The sequence below is a fragment of the Enterobacter sp. 342 genome, assembly GCF_036663495.1.
In the GTDB taxonomy this organism is placed as follows: Bacteria; Pseudomonadota; Gammaproteobacteria; order Enterobacterales; family Enterobacteriaceae; genus Enterobacter.
Genome location: NZ_JAWUEI010000011.1, coordinates 146,225 through 161,626, shown reverse-complemented (window position 1 = coordinate 161,626; position 15,402 = coordinate 146,225). Strand labels below are relative to the sequence as shown.

Genomic DNA, 15,402 nt, shown 5'->3' with positions numbered 1-15,402 from the left:
GAAAGCGTGCGTATTGCCTGAAAACACAACCCGCTACGGGGGAGACTTACCCGAAATCTGATTTATTCAACAAAGCCATTAAAAACATACATCACATCTGGCGCGCAATGCTCTCCCCGCCACGCCTGCCCGCTTAAGGGGTCGCTTTTAATGCAGGTGCATTAGCGGCCTCTGGGCGCGCCAGTGCTGGCGCTGGCAGGGGAGCCAGTGTCGGTAAAACGCATGCAAAACCATGCACCTTATGCATACATGGCTTTTTTACGTAAAAATGGCGAGATTTTCGGGGATTTTGAGAGGACTACTGCACGGGTCTGCATTTTTCACGATTATCATCGCGCGAAACCGCATCAGGCCTGAATCCGATGGTCGTTAAAATTTCATTATCCTGCGCCGAATAATTAATTGTTTCACCGGTGGCCAGCCAGGCCTGCAGTGCATCACACAGATAGTCGACCGAGTTTTGCATGGCGCAACGCTGAGCGGCAGAATGTTACCCAGAATAATTCATCTGCTACTGTGCAAGGGCAGAGGCCAGCTCTGCGCCGTGCGTCTGCATAAAATCATTTAATCGGTCGCGGATGCTGATGCGCTGCACCTCCTCATGCGAGCGGATATAACGCCCGGCAGCCTGGTTAATTTCCCACTTTTTCACGTCGATAATCTCACGCAGCGTTTGCAGGCTGTGGCCGCTACCGGCACGGTTAACGGTGGCCGCCGGTGCGAGTGTAAGTATCCCTGCAAAACGTACCATTCACTTTTAGAGATCTCCCGACATACTGATTATGTCCCCGGAGGAGATCACCTTTTGATTCAGTGCCGAAAGACGTGAAACGAGACATCGGGCTGAAAAAATACATGACGCTATCCACCTGGCCGGCCAATTAGCCCCTCATATTGACCAACATCAACGACACCTCCCTTCCCCTATGAAAAATTAAAAAGCATCACCCAGCGCTACGGAATAGCCACCCCAACCCGGAAGGAACCCCACTATGTACAGACCCATAACCGTTATTCTCTTCATTCTCCTGACCCTCGCCGCCCTCGCTGAAATAGGTGTTTTATCCTTTGGATAATCCTCATGCGAAATACCCCGCGTCAGGGCTCGTTGATCTCATTACAGTTTTTTCCTAAAGCCACCCCGCTTCGTCTGTGCCATGCTGAATCACGCTCATAACCGATAACGTTAAATGAGGATATTATGAAAAAAACAATTATCGCATTATCTGCCGTTCTGCTGGCTTCCCCAGTATTTGCTGCGACCACACATGCAACTGACGATACCGTCGCTGCGGCGAACGCAAACGCCAACGAGGCGAAGCAAAAACTGCACGAAGAGCAGAACAAAGGTGAAGAGCTGAAGCTGAAACAGAAACATGCTGCAGAAGGTAAAAGCGAAAGCTTTGGCAGCAAGGTCAGCGAAGATTCCCAGAAAGCCTGGCATAAAGCCAAAGAAGGCACCGAGAAAGGGTGGGATGCCACCAAAGAAGGTGCTGAGAAAGGCTGGAACAAAACCAAAGAAGGTGCCAGCGAGCTGGAAAAGAAAGTCACTGAATAACCCCTTCGAAAGGCCGCAAACGCGGCCTTTTTTATTCCCACCTACTTTGCTTCCTGAAGACTAAACTTGTCACAGGGGGGCACCATCATGAGCCACAAAGAAATCGCACCAGAAACCCAGGGCGTCACCATTGAACTACTCTCCATCGTCGATCTGGGCCCGGAGATCGCAGGCATGGACGGGCGACAGCTTCGGATGCGCAGGGTGACACTCGCTCCCGGCGCGGTCTTTGGCCCGGTGCATGATCATATCGATCGCCCCGGTACCGTGTTTATCCTGGAGGGAACAATCACCGACCATCGTAATGGGATCGCCACCGATTACGGTCCCGGTGTCGGCTGGCCGGAGGATCACAATACGGTTCACTGGCTGGAAAACCGTGGCCAGGTTACCGCCGTCGAAATCTCGGTTGATATCATTAAAAATCCTGACGCATAAAAGCCGAATAGATCCCTGGTGTGACGCGTTTACTCCCAGCGCCCCCTAAAGAGATCCTGAGATGCTACGACGCCTGCTTATATTGCTTATTTTGGTCTGCCCGTGGGCGTTAGCCGTCCCGCAGAGCTACATCATCGACACCAACAACACCGCCATTCGGCTATCCTGGCGTGCTTTCGGCGGTATCCTCTCCTGGGCGACATTCAGTGGCGTGACGGGTGCCGTGACGCTTAATCCGAATAACGATGTCGATGACCATATTCACGTCACTATTCCCGTGGCAACCCTGGTGGCCTCAAACAAGCTGCTCACCTGGCAGCTGAAAAGCGACATGTTTTTTGAATCTGAACGCTACCCGACGATTGAGTTTGTCAGCTCTCGCGTGGTCGCCCAGGGCGCAGGACGATTCAGAGTGTTCGGCACGCTGACCGTGCGAAACATTGCCCGCCCAGTGATTCTGGAAGCCGTTGTGGAAGACCCGCATGCGCAAGCCCTCACGCTGAATGCCACCACAGCGATTTCCCGTGCATCCTACGGGATGGATAAATTTGCCCTGGTCGTTGACGATCGTATTGCCATCGCTATTGCGATTCAGACGAACACTATTCCCTCATCCTGAGATCAGGCGTTGCAACTGTTCTGCGTTACTCTGCAAGTGAGACAGCGGGTTTCGGCCTATCAGGACAAACTGATAGCCCGCATCCTGCCACCACACCAGGTTCATACTGTGCCGCTGCTCCTGTTGAAGAGAAGCCGTCGTCTTCTCATCGACAGGAGAGATACAGAGTGCCATCGGGCCGTAGTCGGCGTTGATCCAGGCAATCTGCGCGATAGAAGTGGTTTCATAGCGCAGCATGCGTACCATTTTGAGTTCTGCCCCCTGCAGAGTAAGCTGCGACATCTGCAATTTCATGCCGATATCCTGTGCGGCCCGTTCCAGGCCGCGTTGCAGAACAGGCAGTGCGCTGTCCATATCCAGCAGTGTTTCAACGCTGTACAAAGACATGTATTGCGCTTCGAGGTCACGAATATGGGCGTTTTCATCATCAGGGGCAGAAGCGGGTCTCAGCAGATACCCCAGCCCGGAACCGACCATCAAAAAACTGACCGACGCTGCAATCAGTGCGCGTCTGCTTACGCCCGCCGGAGAGGAAGAGTGTGGTTCGGGAAGTGCCGCCAGACGCGCCTGCATCTTCTCAAGGGGTGCGTCATCCAGTAGAGAAGCAAACGCCCCGGGGTAGTCCTGGTTGCTATTCATTAGCTCAGCGGTTCGCCCGGAGAGGCGTTCATCACTTCTCATCTGTTCTTCAAATTGTTGTGCGTCTGTACGGCACATCTCGCCATCTATCCATGCCACGATAGCATCGTCGTTATAGGGCGGCGTAAAACGGTGCGAATTCAAGAGCGCTTCTCCTTTACCGGAGGCATTGCATCAGCGGACCTCGCAAGTGTTGCCCGCGCTGTCGCCAGTCGGCTCATTACAGTGCCAATCGGCACCGCCAGGGTGTCCGCTGCCTCCTGATAGGTAAAACCTTCGACATAAACCAAAAAAACCGTGTTGCGCTGGGCTTCCGGTAGCGCATTGACGCGCTGCATCACCTTCAGGTAATGCAGGCGTGTTTCATCCTGCTCGCGGGTGTCTGGTGCCAGAAGTTCGTCACTGGTGACAAACCCCTGTCCCTGACGGACATGTCGTGCCCGAAGCTCAGAGATCCAGATGGAGTGCAATATCGCAAACAGCCACCTGTCGATGCGCGTGCCGGGCGTATACTGGCTGCTCCTTTCGAGCGCACGCACGCAGGTGGACTGAACCAGCTCTTCGGCGATATCCCTGTTTCGCGACAACACCAGCCCATAGCGCCAGAGACGCGACAGGTGTGCCGCTAACTGTTGACGAACCTCACTGGTAGCGATGTGTTTTCCCTCCACGAGAAACTCAGGATTCCGGCTGTCCGTTGATGGCAGCCTGCAGATCGCGGTACTCCTCGCAGGACTGGCCACATATGCCTGCTATTACCTTCAACTGTTCTTTCGCGAGGTCAGGCCGTCCTTTGACCATCCATGCCTCACCCAGGTATTCACGGGCTTTGGCATAATCAGGGGCAATCGCCAGCGCGCGCTGGTAATAGCCGATACCCTCATCGGTACGTCCCAGTTTGCGTGTGGCATACCCGCGATAGTTCCACGCTTCAGCCGTATTGCCATTTTTCAGCGAATCAAGGAGATTCAGCGCCGCCTGATACTCCCCTTTCTTAGCAAGATGGCATGCATAGTTGGTTTTGTCCTGATCGCTCAGGCTGCTGCTCTTGTCCGGCACACATTTCTGAGTTGCACTGTCATACACCTGCCCTGATGGGCAGTCAGGCGTTTTGCTCTCGGTACTATTATCACCCATTGCCAGCGCCAGTGGAGACAGCAGCGAAAAAATCAGTACCGGGATCAAACGAAGAGAGGTCGTGTTCATAAAAAACTCCTGGATGAGAGAGGATGACGTCAGTAAACGCATGAGTGGCGCTTTTTATTCATACTCCTGAGGATATTTTTGCTGCAACAAAATCATGCATATAACGCATCCCGTACCAATATAGATCTGATCATTTAATGATCACCTCATTCTATTACCCTCTCTCATTAGCAGAAATTTAATCATATAAAAGAATATTTTTTAAATATCATCAAATATAATATATCCTACATCAAAAATGTTACCATAACTTAAATCACCATTAAGAAACCATAAACAACAACCTTTTAAATACGATTAAAAAAGTCACCTACCAATTATTGAGCAACACCATACATACTTTTTAAATACCATTTAAAAATAAAGTAAAATACATTAAAAACAACATGTTGCGAATTTAAATTTATAGTTAGAATTAACAAAACAATATCCCTACAACTTCTCCCCTTCATGTTTAAAGAATCTTAATTTGCATATCCATATTTTTCTGACTATATCATTTTTATACTATCCCGGATTAATTCCTCTATTAATTACAAGGTTATATAAAAGACAAAATCGCGTTATTGATAATTTTCTTAAATAAATAGATTCGTTCTGATGTTGCCACTCTGTATTCTGGCGGGCATCGTTCGCGCTGAAAAAAAATACGGTGAGCGCTGTTTAAATAACAGTAACTCCGCCGGGGGCGCGCTTTACCCTTCACAGAGATGGCTCGCCGTTAACGACAACTCAGCTGGAGTCATCACTAAATGAGCCAAATCTCTGTTATATCGAAACTTACGGGCGTTGAAACCACAACGGAAGGCACCCAGGTTACGCTGAACCACACCTCTATTGTTGAGCTTCAGGTTGAGCGAGCCAATGTCGCCGATTTCGCCCGCAGCGGTAACGATCTGATGATCACGCTACACTCCGGCGAGGTGATTACCGTTAAGAATTTCTACGTCACCGATGAGCAAGGGGCGAGCCAGCTGGTCCTTCAGGACAGTGAGGGTGCACTATGGTGGATTGAAGACCCTACCGGAGCCGCCACGTACGAATCGATTGCCTCTACGGACGTGTTGCTTGCCGCATCAGGAAGTGATGCCGGTGGTGCCGCCATCTGGCCATGGGCACTGGGTGGCATTGTCGCAGCGGGCGGTATCGCGGCGGTGGCAAGCACCGGTGGTGGCGGCGGCGGCGGTGGTAATGGTGACGGTGATAATAACAGCGGTACTAACCCCACCACGCCCACAGACCCTGCCGACCCGGATACGACGCCGCCGAATGCGCCTTCCAGTCTACAGTTTTCATCGGACGGCAAAACCGTCACCGGTACCGCAGAACCAGGCAGTACAATCACCCTGAAAGATACTAACGGCAATGTGATTGGCACAGGTAAAACCGGCAGTGACGGCTCGTTTACTGTTAATCTCGGAACACCGCTAACCAACGGCGAGCACGTCACTGCTACAGCGACGGATGCAGCAGGAAATACCAGCCAGGGGACAAATGCGACAGCACCAGATATTACCGCCCCCGATGCCCCGGCAATCACCAACGTAACGGACGATATTGACCCGCAGACGGGGGCAGTCAGTAACGGCGGCAGCACCAACGATCAGCGCCCGCAGCTTACTGGCACCGCTGAACCCGGCTCCACCGTAACGATTTATGACGGCAGTATCGCCATTGGTACTGCAGTTGTCGCCAGTAACGGCACCTGGACCTTCACCCCGTCTGTTAACCTCAGTGAAAGTACTCACCAAATCACCGTGCGGGCAACCGACGCTGCCGGCAATACCGGACCCGCTTCACCGGTTTTCACCCTCACAGTCGATTTGACGCCTCCGAATACACCGACCGCGATTCTGCTGACCGACGACACGGGCTCTGTCAGAGGGACTATCACTTCGGGCACGCTGACCGATGCAACGCAGCCGCTCCTGGCAGGAACGGGCGAGCCCGGTGGAAAGATCACCCTCTACGATAACGGCGTGGAGATTGGGACAACGACGGTGCTCCCCAACGGTACCTGGAGCATCACACTCAATAGCCCGCTCCCGGAAGGGACGCACTCGATTACTGTCAGTGAAACCGATGCAGCCGGAAACCAGAGCGCGATTTCGCAGCCAGTTAACTTCACCGTGGACACCACACCACCACTCGCTCCTGAAAACGTGGTCGTGTCGAATGATGGCACCACCATCAGCGGCACCGCGGAACCGGGCAGCACGGTGACCATTCGTGAAGGCGATGCTATAGTTGGTACTCCAGTGGTGGCCGATAGCCAGGGCAACTTTAGCGTGACGCTGAACCCACCGAAGCTCAACGGTGAAGTCCTGACCGCTGACGCCACCGACACGGCAGGCAACACCAGTCCAACCACCTCCGCGGCTGCACCGGACATTACCCCGCCGCAGACCCCGGTCATCGTATCGGTGATTGACGACGTGCAGGCCACTACCGGACCTGTAGGCCAGAGCGGGCTCACCAATGACCGGGCCCCAACCATTAACGGTACGGGCGAGTCTGGCTCAACCATCACGATTTCTAACGGCAGCGATATCCTCGGCACGGTGGTTGTTCCGCAATCCGGCCTGTGGAGCTTCACCCCACCTTCACCGCTGGTCGATGGCACGTATGTGCTAACGGCAACGGCAACGGATCCCGCCGGAAACCAGAGCGGAATCTCAGCCGCGTGGACAATTAACGTCGACGGGACTGCACCTGACGCCCCGGTGATTTCACAAGTCGTGGACGATGTTCCCGGAGGAATTACTGGCTCGCTCGGCCCAAATGCCACGACCAATGACGCCACCCCAACGCTCAGTGGTACTGCTGAACCCAATGCTACGGTGACTATCCGGGTGGATGGGGTTGCTCTGGGTACCACCGTCGCCGATGGCGGCGGGGCGTGGATCTTTACCCCTTCCAGTCCCATTAGTGAGGGTCAGCACACCCTGACCGCAGTCTCGACCGACGCGGCAGGTAACACCAGTGGCGTATCCAACACCTGGGGTATCACGATTGACAGCGTCGCGCCTGCTGCTCCGGTTATTACCCAGGTGATAGATGATGTGCCCGAGCGCCTCGGTACACTCACCCCCAACGATACCACCAACGACACAATGCCGACGCTCAACGGTACCGCAGAGCCGGGCTCAACCGTCACCATCCGTCTGGATGGTACAGATGTTGACACGGTAGTGGCGGACAGCAACGGCGCGTGGAGCTATACCCTCACTACGCCTCTTGTCAGCGGCCCCCATACCTTTACCGTCGTCGCCACCGACGCGGCGGGTAACACCAGTCTCGCCTCAGGCGGTTTCACCTTTACTGTTGATACCACCCCACCACTGGCAGCGACCATCGCCAGCGTGCTCGATGATGTCGGCGGCGTTCAGGGCCCACTCAGCAGCGGTGATACCACAGATGACACCCAACCGCTGCTTCAGGGCTCCGCCCCTGCTGATGCAGTGATCACCGTCTATGACGGCACAACCCTGCTCGGCACCGCCATCCTCGACGGCAATGGCGGCTGGAGTTTTACCCCCGTTACCCCGCTCACCGACGGCCCGCATTCGCTAACGGTGCATGCCATGGATGCCGCGGGCAATACCACCGTCTCCAGCCCATTTGTACTGACGGTAGATACCGTGGCACCTGCCACGCCAGATACCCCGGCGATCACCGTCAACCCTGACGGCGGTGCAATACAAACGCCGCTGAACCCGGGCGAAACCACTCGCGACACCACGCCAACCCTGAGCGGTACCGGTAATCCGGGCGATACCGTGACCATCTACAACGGCGGCGTCAAACTCGATGATGTTGTTGTGGACGGCTCCGGCAACTGGAGCTGGACGCCAGCCAGCCCGCTGCCTAACGGCACCTATGACATTACGCTGACCGTAACCAACATGGACGGTACGGGCAATGAAAGCGCGCCATCCCAACCGGTCACCATCACCATTGACACCGACGCGCCGGCTACGCCTGTGGCACCGGTCATTACCGACAGCGTCACCCAAATAACCGGACCTGTTGCCGATGGCGGAACGACCAACGATCCCCGTCCGGTTCTGAGCGGTACCGGGACGGCAAACGACGTTATCACCATTTATGACAGCGTAAATGGCGGCGCGGCGTCGGTCGTCGGCACCGCCACGGTAGACAGCAACGGCAACTGGAGCTGGCGCCCTGGCAGTAATATTGCTGAGGGGGACCACGAATATACCGCTACCGCTACCGACGAAGCGGGCAACGTCTCTGGTTCATCGCCGGGGATAACGATCACTGTGGATACCGTAGCACCAGCTACGCCGGTGATAGGTGCCGTGGGCGGCGCACTGGATGATGGTTATACCGCGGATTCGACGCCGACGGTCGGTGGTACTGGCGAAATCGGCGAGACGGTGATCGTCTACAACAACGGCGTCGAGTTGGGACGCGTGACGGTGAACGGCACCGGAGAATGGTCCTTCACTCTGCCACCACAAAACGACGGTCCGCTGCATATCACCGTAGCGGGCGTTGACGCGGCAGGTAACGTTAGCGCCCTTAGCCCGGTCTTTGACGTCACGCTGGATACCACTGCACCTGAAATACCGCAGATAGATGCCATCACTCCCAGCTCTCTTTCAGGCAGTGTGCTCTACACCAATGACGGAACGCCGACCCTCACCGGGACCAGCGAACCGGGAACCACCGTTATCGTCTCCGTCGACGGTACTCCGTCGCTGGTTCCAGTGACCCTACAACCGGATGGTAGCTGGAGCTGGACCGCCGGGAGCACGCTGTCCGACGGCCCACATACCTTCACCGTCTCATCCAGCGATCCGGCAGGTAATCTCTCCGGAAGTTCAGCGCCACTCAGCGTCACTGTGGATACTGTCGCGCCGCCAGATCCGATCAATATGAACCTGGCAGCAGAAGGGACACCGCTGACCGGTACCGGTGAGGCAGGAAGTATCATTACTGTGAAAGACGGTAGTGTGGTCATTGGTACTGGCGTTGTCGCAGGCGATGGCAGCTTTTCTATTGCACTGAGCCCCGCGCAACTGGATCCCGCCACGCTGACCGTAACCACCACCGATGCCGCAGGTAACAGCAGCCCTGGCGCGACGTTTATCGTCACCGATTCACCGCTCGATCTGCCTCAGATACCGGTCATTACGGCGATCAACGATGACGTTGCCCCTGTCACCGGCGACGTGAAAGATAAAACCACCAACGATACAACGCCAACGCTTACCGGCACGGCCGAAGCCGGCAGCCTGATTACCATCTACCTGGACGGTGGCGTGACGCCCGTGTCGACGGTCACCGCCGACGGCAGCGGCAACTGGAGCTATACGCCGTCCGCGCTGGGTGAAGGGCTGCATACCTTTGAGGTAACCGCGACCCTCAATGGCCTGACCAGCGGTCGCTCTCCGGCCGCCACCGTGACCGTCGACCTCACTGCGCCGGGTACCCCCACCATTGGCTCGGTGCTTGATGATATAGGTCCCGGCACGGGTCCGCTGACCAGCGGCCAGACCACTAACGATAACCAACCCACCCTCACCGGTACGGGTACAGCAGGCGACACCATCTCTGTCTACAGCAACGGAACGCTGCTGGGCAGCGTGGTGGTTGGCAATACGGGAACCTGGAGCTACACAACGTCGCCCCTGGCGGAGGGCAATAACGTCCTGACCATCCGCGAGACCGATCCGGCCGGGAATCAGAGCGGCCCATCGACCGGGTTCACCGTCGTGGTAGATACTGTTTCCACCACACCGGTCATCACTAACGTCACGGATAATGTCGGTAACGCCGCCACCACAGTGATCAGCGGCGATCCGACCAACGATGCCACGCCAACCCTTTCAGGCACCGCAGAAGCAAACAGCGTGGTGACGATTTTCGACGGTGGCACCCAGATTGCCGTGGTAACGGCTGACGGTACCGGCGCATGGACGTTTACCCCTGACACCGCGCTCACCGAAGGCTCGCACAGCTTCACCGTCCAGGCGACCGATCCGCAGGGCAACGTCAGCGCAGTCTCTGCCCCCTGGAGCGTGATGGTTGACCTGACAGCACCGACGGTTCCGACACTGGATAATGTGAATGACAACGTCCCGGGCGGTGTCACGGGCAACCTTACCAGTGGGCAGGTCACCAACGACAACACGCCGACGATTAGCGGTACCGGACAGGTGGGCAGCACCATCCACATCATGAATAACGGTACGCAGATTGGCCTGGCTACCGTTGATGGAAGCGGGAACTGGTCCTTTACCCCGAGTACGCCGCTGGGTGATGGCAGCTACTCCCTTCGCGCTTATGCAACGGATGTGGCAGGCAACGCCTCGGCTAACTCGTCGGTCTTCGCCTTTACTGTGGATACTTCAGGCCCCGGTGTACCAGTGGTCACCAGCGTCATCGACGATGTCGGTCCTGCCACCGGTACGCTCGCGACGGGCAACAGCACCAACGACGCACGTCCGACCTTCAATGGCACAGGCGAAGTAGGTTCCACCATCCATGTGATTGTCGATGGCAACGAAGTTGGTACCGCGGTGGTGAATGCCCAGGGCAACTGGACCTTTACCCCAGGTACCGATTTGAGCGATGGGCCACATGCTATCACCTTCAACGCGACCGACACGGCTGGCAACACTGGCAGCACGACGGCTCCGTTTAACCTGACCGTGGATACGGCCGTGCCATCGGCTCCGGTTATTTCGACCGCAGGTGACAACGTGGGCAGCATACAAACTCCGCTCTCTTCCGGGCAGAGTACAGACGACACCACGCCGACGCTGAACGGCACCGCGACCGCCAACGCGACGGTGACCATTTATGAAAACGGGCAGCCAGTCGGCACCGCACTGGCGGACGGTACCGGCGCATGGAGCTTTACGCCGTCAACGCCACTGGTCAACGGAAGCCATACCTGGACCGCCACCGTCACCGATGCGGCGGGCAACATCAGCCCGACCTCGCCGGACTTTACCCTGATCGTTGATACCGCGGCACCAAACGCGCCGGTTATCAGCCAGGCGATAGACGACGTGGGCACAATCACCGGCCCGCTCACGTCCGGGCAAAGCACCGACGACACCGTACCGCGGCTTGTCGGAACCAGCGAACCGTTTGCCACCGTGAAAATCTTTGAAGGCGCGACACTTGTCGGAACAGGCACTGCGGATGCCAGCGGCAACTGGAGCATCCTGCTCACCACCACATTGACAGCAGGTCCGCACAGCTTCACCGCGCAGGCCACGGATGCGGCTGGCAACACCAGCGTCTCGTCGACAAGTTTCAGCCTGACAATTGACACCACGCCGCCTGCGCTGCCGGTGCTGACCAGCATCCAGGATGACGTGGGCAATGCAGCGACGCCAGTCGCCAACGGTGGGATCACCAACGACGCGCAACCCACACTCAGCGGTACAGCAGAAGCCGGATCGACGGTGAAAATCTTTGATAACGGCGTACAGATAGGCAGCGTGACCGCAACCGGTGGGAACTGGAGCTTTACGCCATCTCCTGCGCTGAGCAACGGTGCACACACGCTGACCTTTACCGCCACCGATGCGGTGGGCAACGCCAGCGCGCCAACCGCCGGGTATGTGATTAACGTCGATACCGCTGCGCCAGGTGCGCCAGTCATCAGTTCAGTGATTGATGATGTCGGCAGCGTTACCGGTCCGGTGACCGGTACGAATCCGACCAACGACACGCGTCCAGCGCTGACCGGGACTGCCGAAGCGAATGCAACGGTTCGAATTTACGATGGCATCACCCTGGTAGGCACAGTAACCGCCGATGCCAGTGGCAACTGGACCCTGCTACAAACCACTACCACGCTGGCGCAAGGCACGCATAACTTGACCGCCACAGCTACCGATGCGGCGGGCAACACCAGCGTGGCTTCAGCTGTGACGACAATTATCGTCGATACAACCGCCCCAACGGCACCGACAGGGACCTTTAACGCCGACGGTAGCGTCCTGACCGGGAATGCGGAAGCTGGCAGCACCGTCGCTATCCGCCTTGCAGACGGCTCGACAGTGACCGCCATTGCGGACAGCAACGGCACGTACAGCTACACCTTCATTAACAAACAGACCGAAGGCCAGACGCTGCAGATCACCGCCACCGACGTCGCAGGTAACACCTCACTGCCGGGCTCAGCCCTTGCGCCGGTGGTGCCGCTCTCCGCCAGCAATAACGTCGAAGAGCTGAACCTCAGCACCACCGCAACCGTCACCAACAGTCAGTACAGCGATTACGGCTTCCTGCTGGTTGGCGCCGTGGGTAACGTCCTGACATTACTGGGGAATGACACCGCCCAGGTGAACTTCACCGTAGGCAGTGGCGGCAGCGCAGATATCGTGGTGAACGCTAATGCAACAGGTGCGGTACTTACGCTACTGAATACCCTGGAGCTGGTGGTTCAACACTGGAACGGCAGCACCTGGACCACCGTCGTCGACACCGGACAACCGCAGTTTGCCGATCTGTTGACCCTCGGGGCCACCGGCGTATCACTGAACCTGACCGGGCTGGCTGACGGTGACTATCGTGTCCTGAGCTATAACACCAACCTGCTGGCAACCGGCTCTTACACCAGTCTGGATGTGGCGGTGAAAGAGACCGGCCCGGGTACTGTGACGGGCGACACCAGCCTGAATGGGAACGTGATCACCGACGTTGACCCAACCGCAGGCAGCGACAATGCCCCGGCAGGGGCGACGATCACGGCCGTCACTAACGCGCAGGGAACCACGACCAACGTTACGGCTGACGGCACGGTGATTCAGGGCCAGTACGGTACGCTGACCATCAACCGCGACGGCAGCTACACCTACAACCTGACCGACACCAGCGCGTCGGTCATTGGCCGGACGGAGAGCTTCAGCTACACCATCACCTATAACGGCGTCAGCGCGTCGGCGAACCTGGTGCTGTCCCTGGGAGCCGGTACCGTCGTCAACGGTATTGTGGCAGTGGACGACACGGCCTCGCTGACCTTTGACACCACCGTGAGTGAAATCAATAACGGGACTTCGTCTCAGGGTGGTTTTACCGTGGTGGGGGTAAATCTTGGCAGTACGCTGGGACTTAATCTGCTGGACGATATGACCAACCCGATTATCTATAACGTCGAGGAAGGTACCACCCGCACCATGACCATCCAGGCCTCCGTGGGTGGCGTGGCCCTGGCGTCGGTGTTTGATCTGTACGTCTATAAGTTCAACAACGCGACCCAGACCTTCGAGCAGGTCCGCGTTGAGCCAGGCTGGCTGCGCGCCCCGCTGCTGGGGGGGACGTCATCTCAGTTGACGCTGAATCTACCCGCCGGGGAGTATCTGTTCCTGCTGAATACCGCATCCGGGATCGCGGTCCTGACAGGCTACACGCTGAGTGTCCTGCAGGATCATGTCTACAGCGTGGCGAGCATCAGTGAAACGACCACGGGCGATGTGCTGGCGAATGACCCTGTGCCGGCAGGCACGGTGGTCACGGAAGTGAACGGCGTGGCAGTCAACAGCAGCGGCACAACCGACATTCAGGGTGAATACGGCACGCTGACCATTAATTCGTCCGGCCAGTATACCTATACCCTGAGAGCCGGTGTGGGCGCAGATCATATCAGCACGCCAGATACCTTCGTCTACACTGTGACCGCGCTTGACGGCTCGAAGGATACGGCATCGCTTAACATCACCCCAACCGCTCAGGCGATGGATGCGGTCAACGATGTCAGCACCGTGATGGATCTCACCTCGGTGCACCACACGTCGACCTACTCCGACACTACCGTGGGCACCGCCAGCTGGACGACAGCGTTGTTCTCGTCAACCCAGGGCACGGGTAGCGGGACCTTTGTGGTAGACCCGAACACCGCGCTGCACAACGCGTCACTGCACTTCCATGTCGATTCGGGGTTGGCGTTGGGTGGGCTGACGGTAAACTGGACGCTCAGTGACAGCTCGGGCGCTATTCGTACCGGCTCCTTCAGCGGTGGCTCTTTGCTGGGCGGCAATATTGACGTCCCACTGACCGGGCTGGATCTCAACGCCGGAACCTATACGCTGAGCTATACCGGCAGCGTACCGGGGCTCAGCGTCGGGACTATCACCATTACCCCAAGCGTGAATGGCACCACCTACTCGCTGAGTGATTTCGACGTCACCGGCACCCACACCGTCAACGGCAATATCTTCGACGGTACCGATTCCGGCGGCGTGCTGGATCAGCTGCACTCGGTAGATACCCGCCTGAGCGTGACCGGCTACAACGGCGTGACCACCACGTTGGATCCGTATACCGGCAGCGCCACGGTGAACATCACCGGTCATCACGGCACCCTGGCGATCGGCGCAGACGGCCATTACACCTATACCCTCAACAGCGGGATCTCACTCTCAACCATGACCTCGAAGGAGACCTTCAACTACACCCTGACCGATGCCAACGGCAACACGGACAGCGCCACACTGACCATCAATATGGCGCCGCAGTTCATCAGCTCGGAACATAACGACGCCATCACCGGTACGGCCTACGGCGATACGCTGATTTATCAGGTGCTGGACAATACGGCAGGCAATGCCACGGCAGGCAACGTCAGCAGCACCGCGGGCGATCACTGGACCGGCTTCTCGCTGGCGCAGGGAGACAAGATCGACATTGGCGATCTGCTCGTGGGCTGGGACGGCAATACCGCCTCGTTGGGGAATTATCTGCATGTCACTAATAGTAATGGCAATACCGTGATCTCCATCGACCGTGATGGTGCAGGGTCCACCTACACTAATACTGCACTCGTTACGCTTGATAACGTGCAGACCACCTACGACGAGCTTGTTAACCAGCAACACATCATTACCTGATAGCACCTGCAAGAGATGACCCGGGCGCACAGCGCCCGGGCATAAATAATAAAGCTGTACATATTTTA

7 protein-coding genes and 1 pseudogene are annotated in these 15,402 nt (G+C 57.0%); 4 read left to right on the top strand and 4 right to left on the bottom strand.

All coding sequences use genetic code 11. The features are described 5' to 3' along the window. Nucleotides 1–298: 298 nt before the first annotated feature. Nucleotides 299–679, bottom strand: a pseudogene (locus tag V6E55_RS11705) (phage polarity suppression protein); the annotation flags it as partial. Between the two features lie 522 nt (nucleotides 680–1,201). Here V6E55_RS11705 and V6E55_RS11700 point away from each other — a divergent pair. The 3 genes from V6E55_RS11700 (at nucleotide 1,202) to V6E55_RS11690 (ending at nucleotide 2,615) form a co-directional block, all read left to right on the top strand. After that, entirely contained in the window at nucleotides 1,202–1,558 is a 357-nt protein-coding gene (locus V6E55_RS11700) for a hypothetical protein (protein WP_114978707.1), read from the top strand. A gap of 87 nt (nucleotides 1,559–1,645) precedes the next feature. After that, nucleotides 1,646–1,996, top strand: a complete 351-nt coding sequence (locus V6E55_RS11695) for a cupin domain-containing protein (protein ID WP_316942871.1) — start codon at nucleotides 1,646–1,648, stop codon at nucleotides 1,994–1,996. Between the two features lie 61 nt (nucleotides 1,997–2,057). Beyond that, nucleotides 2,058–2,615: a YceI family protein gene (locus tag V6E55_RS11690; protein ID WP_316942870.1), complete on the top strand. Its 558-nt coding sequence runs from the start codon at nucleotides 2,058–2,060 to the stop codon at nucleotides 2,613–2,615. On the opposite strand, the gene V6E55_RS11685 is transcribed toward V6E55_RS11690, so the two are convergent. From V6E55_RS11685 to V6E55_RS11675, 3 genes are read right to left on the bottom strand one after another with little or no spacing between them, the layout of a single operon-like run. Further along, nucleotides 2,607–3,398 (bottom strand): anti-sigma factor family protein, encoded by a 792-nt coding sequence (locus tag V6E55_RS11685; RefSeq protein WP_316942868.1) that lies wholly within the window; start codon nucleotides 3,396–3,398, stop codon nucleotides 2,607–2,609. The genes V6E55_RS11690 and V6E55_RS11685 overlap by 9 nt on opposite strands. Beyond that, nucleotides 3,395–3,925: a sigma-70 family RNA polymerase sigma factor gene (locus V6E55_RS11680; RefSeq protein WP_129995136.1), complete on the bottom strand. Its 531-nt coding sequence runs from the start codon at nucleotides 3,923–3,925 to the stop codon at nucleotides 3,395–3,397. The genes V6E55_RS11685 and V6E55_RS11680 overlap by 4 nt, the downstream gene beginning before the upstream one ends. Nucleotides 3,926–3,932: 7 nt before the next feature. Then, nucleotides 3,933–4,460 carry a tetratricopeptide repeat protein gene (locus V6E55_RS11675; RefSeq protein ID WP_316942867.1) on the bottom strand — a complete coding sequence of 176 codons (528 nt, stop codon included), beginning with the start codon at nucleotides 4,458–4,460 and terminating at the stop codon, nucleotides 3,933–3,935. A 752-nt stretch (nucleotides 4,461–5,212) separates the two neighbouring features. Here V6E55_RS11675 and V6E55_RS11670 point away from each other — a divergent pair. Further along, the gene (locus V6E55_RS11670; protein ID WP_316942866.1) at nucleotides 5,213–15,334 is read left to right on the top strand and encodes a BapA/Bap/LapF family large adhesin; all 10,122 of its coding nucleotides are present in this window, start codon (nucleotides 5,213–5,215) and stop codon (nucleotides 15,332–15,334) included. Nucleotides 15,335–15,402: the final 68 nt, after the last annotated feature.

Excerpts from the sequence above, each read along its gene's own strand:
- V6E55_RS11675 (WP_316942867.1), bottom strand. The coding sequence starts at position 4,460 with ATGAACACGACCTCTCTTCGTTTGATCCCGGTACTGATTTTTTCGCTG.
- V6E55_RS11690 (WP_316942870.1), top strand. The coding sequence starts at position 2,058 with ATGCTACGACGCCTGCTTATATTGCTTATTTTGGTCTGCCCGTGGGCG.
- V6E55_RS11700 (WP_114978707.1), top strand. The coding sequence starts at position 1,202 with ATGAAAAAAACAATTATCGCATTATCTGCCGTTCTGCTGGCTTCCCCA.
- V6E55_RS11695 (WP_316942871.1), top strand. The coding sequence starts at position 1,646 with ATGAGCCACAAAGAAATCGCACCAGAAACCCAGGGCGTCACCATTGAA.
- V6E55_RS11670 (WP_316942866.1), top strand. The coding sequence starts at position 5,213 with ATGAGCCAAATCTCTGTTATATCGAAACTTACGGGCGTTGAAACCACA.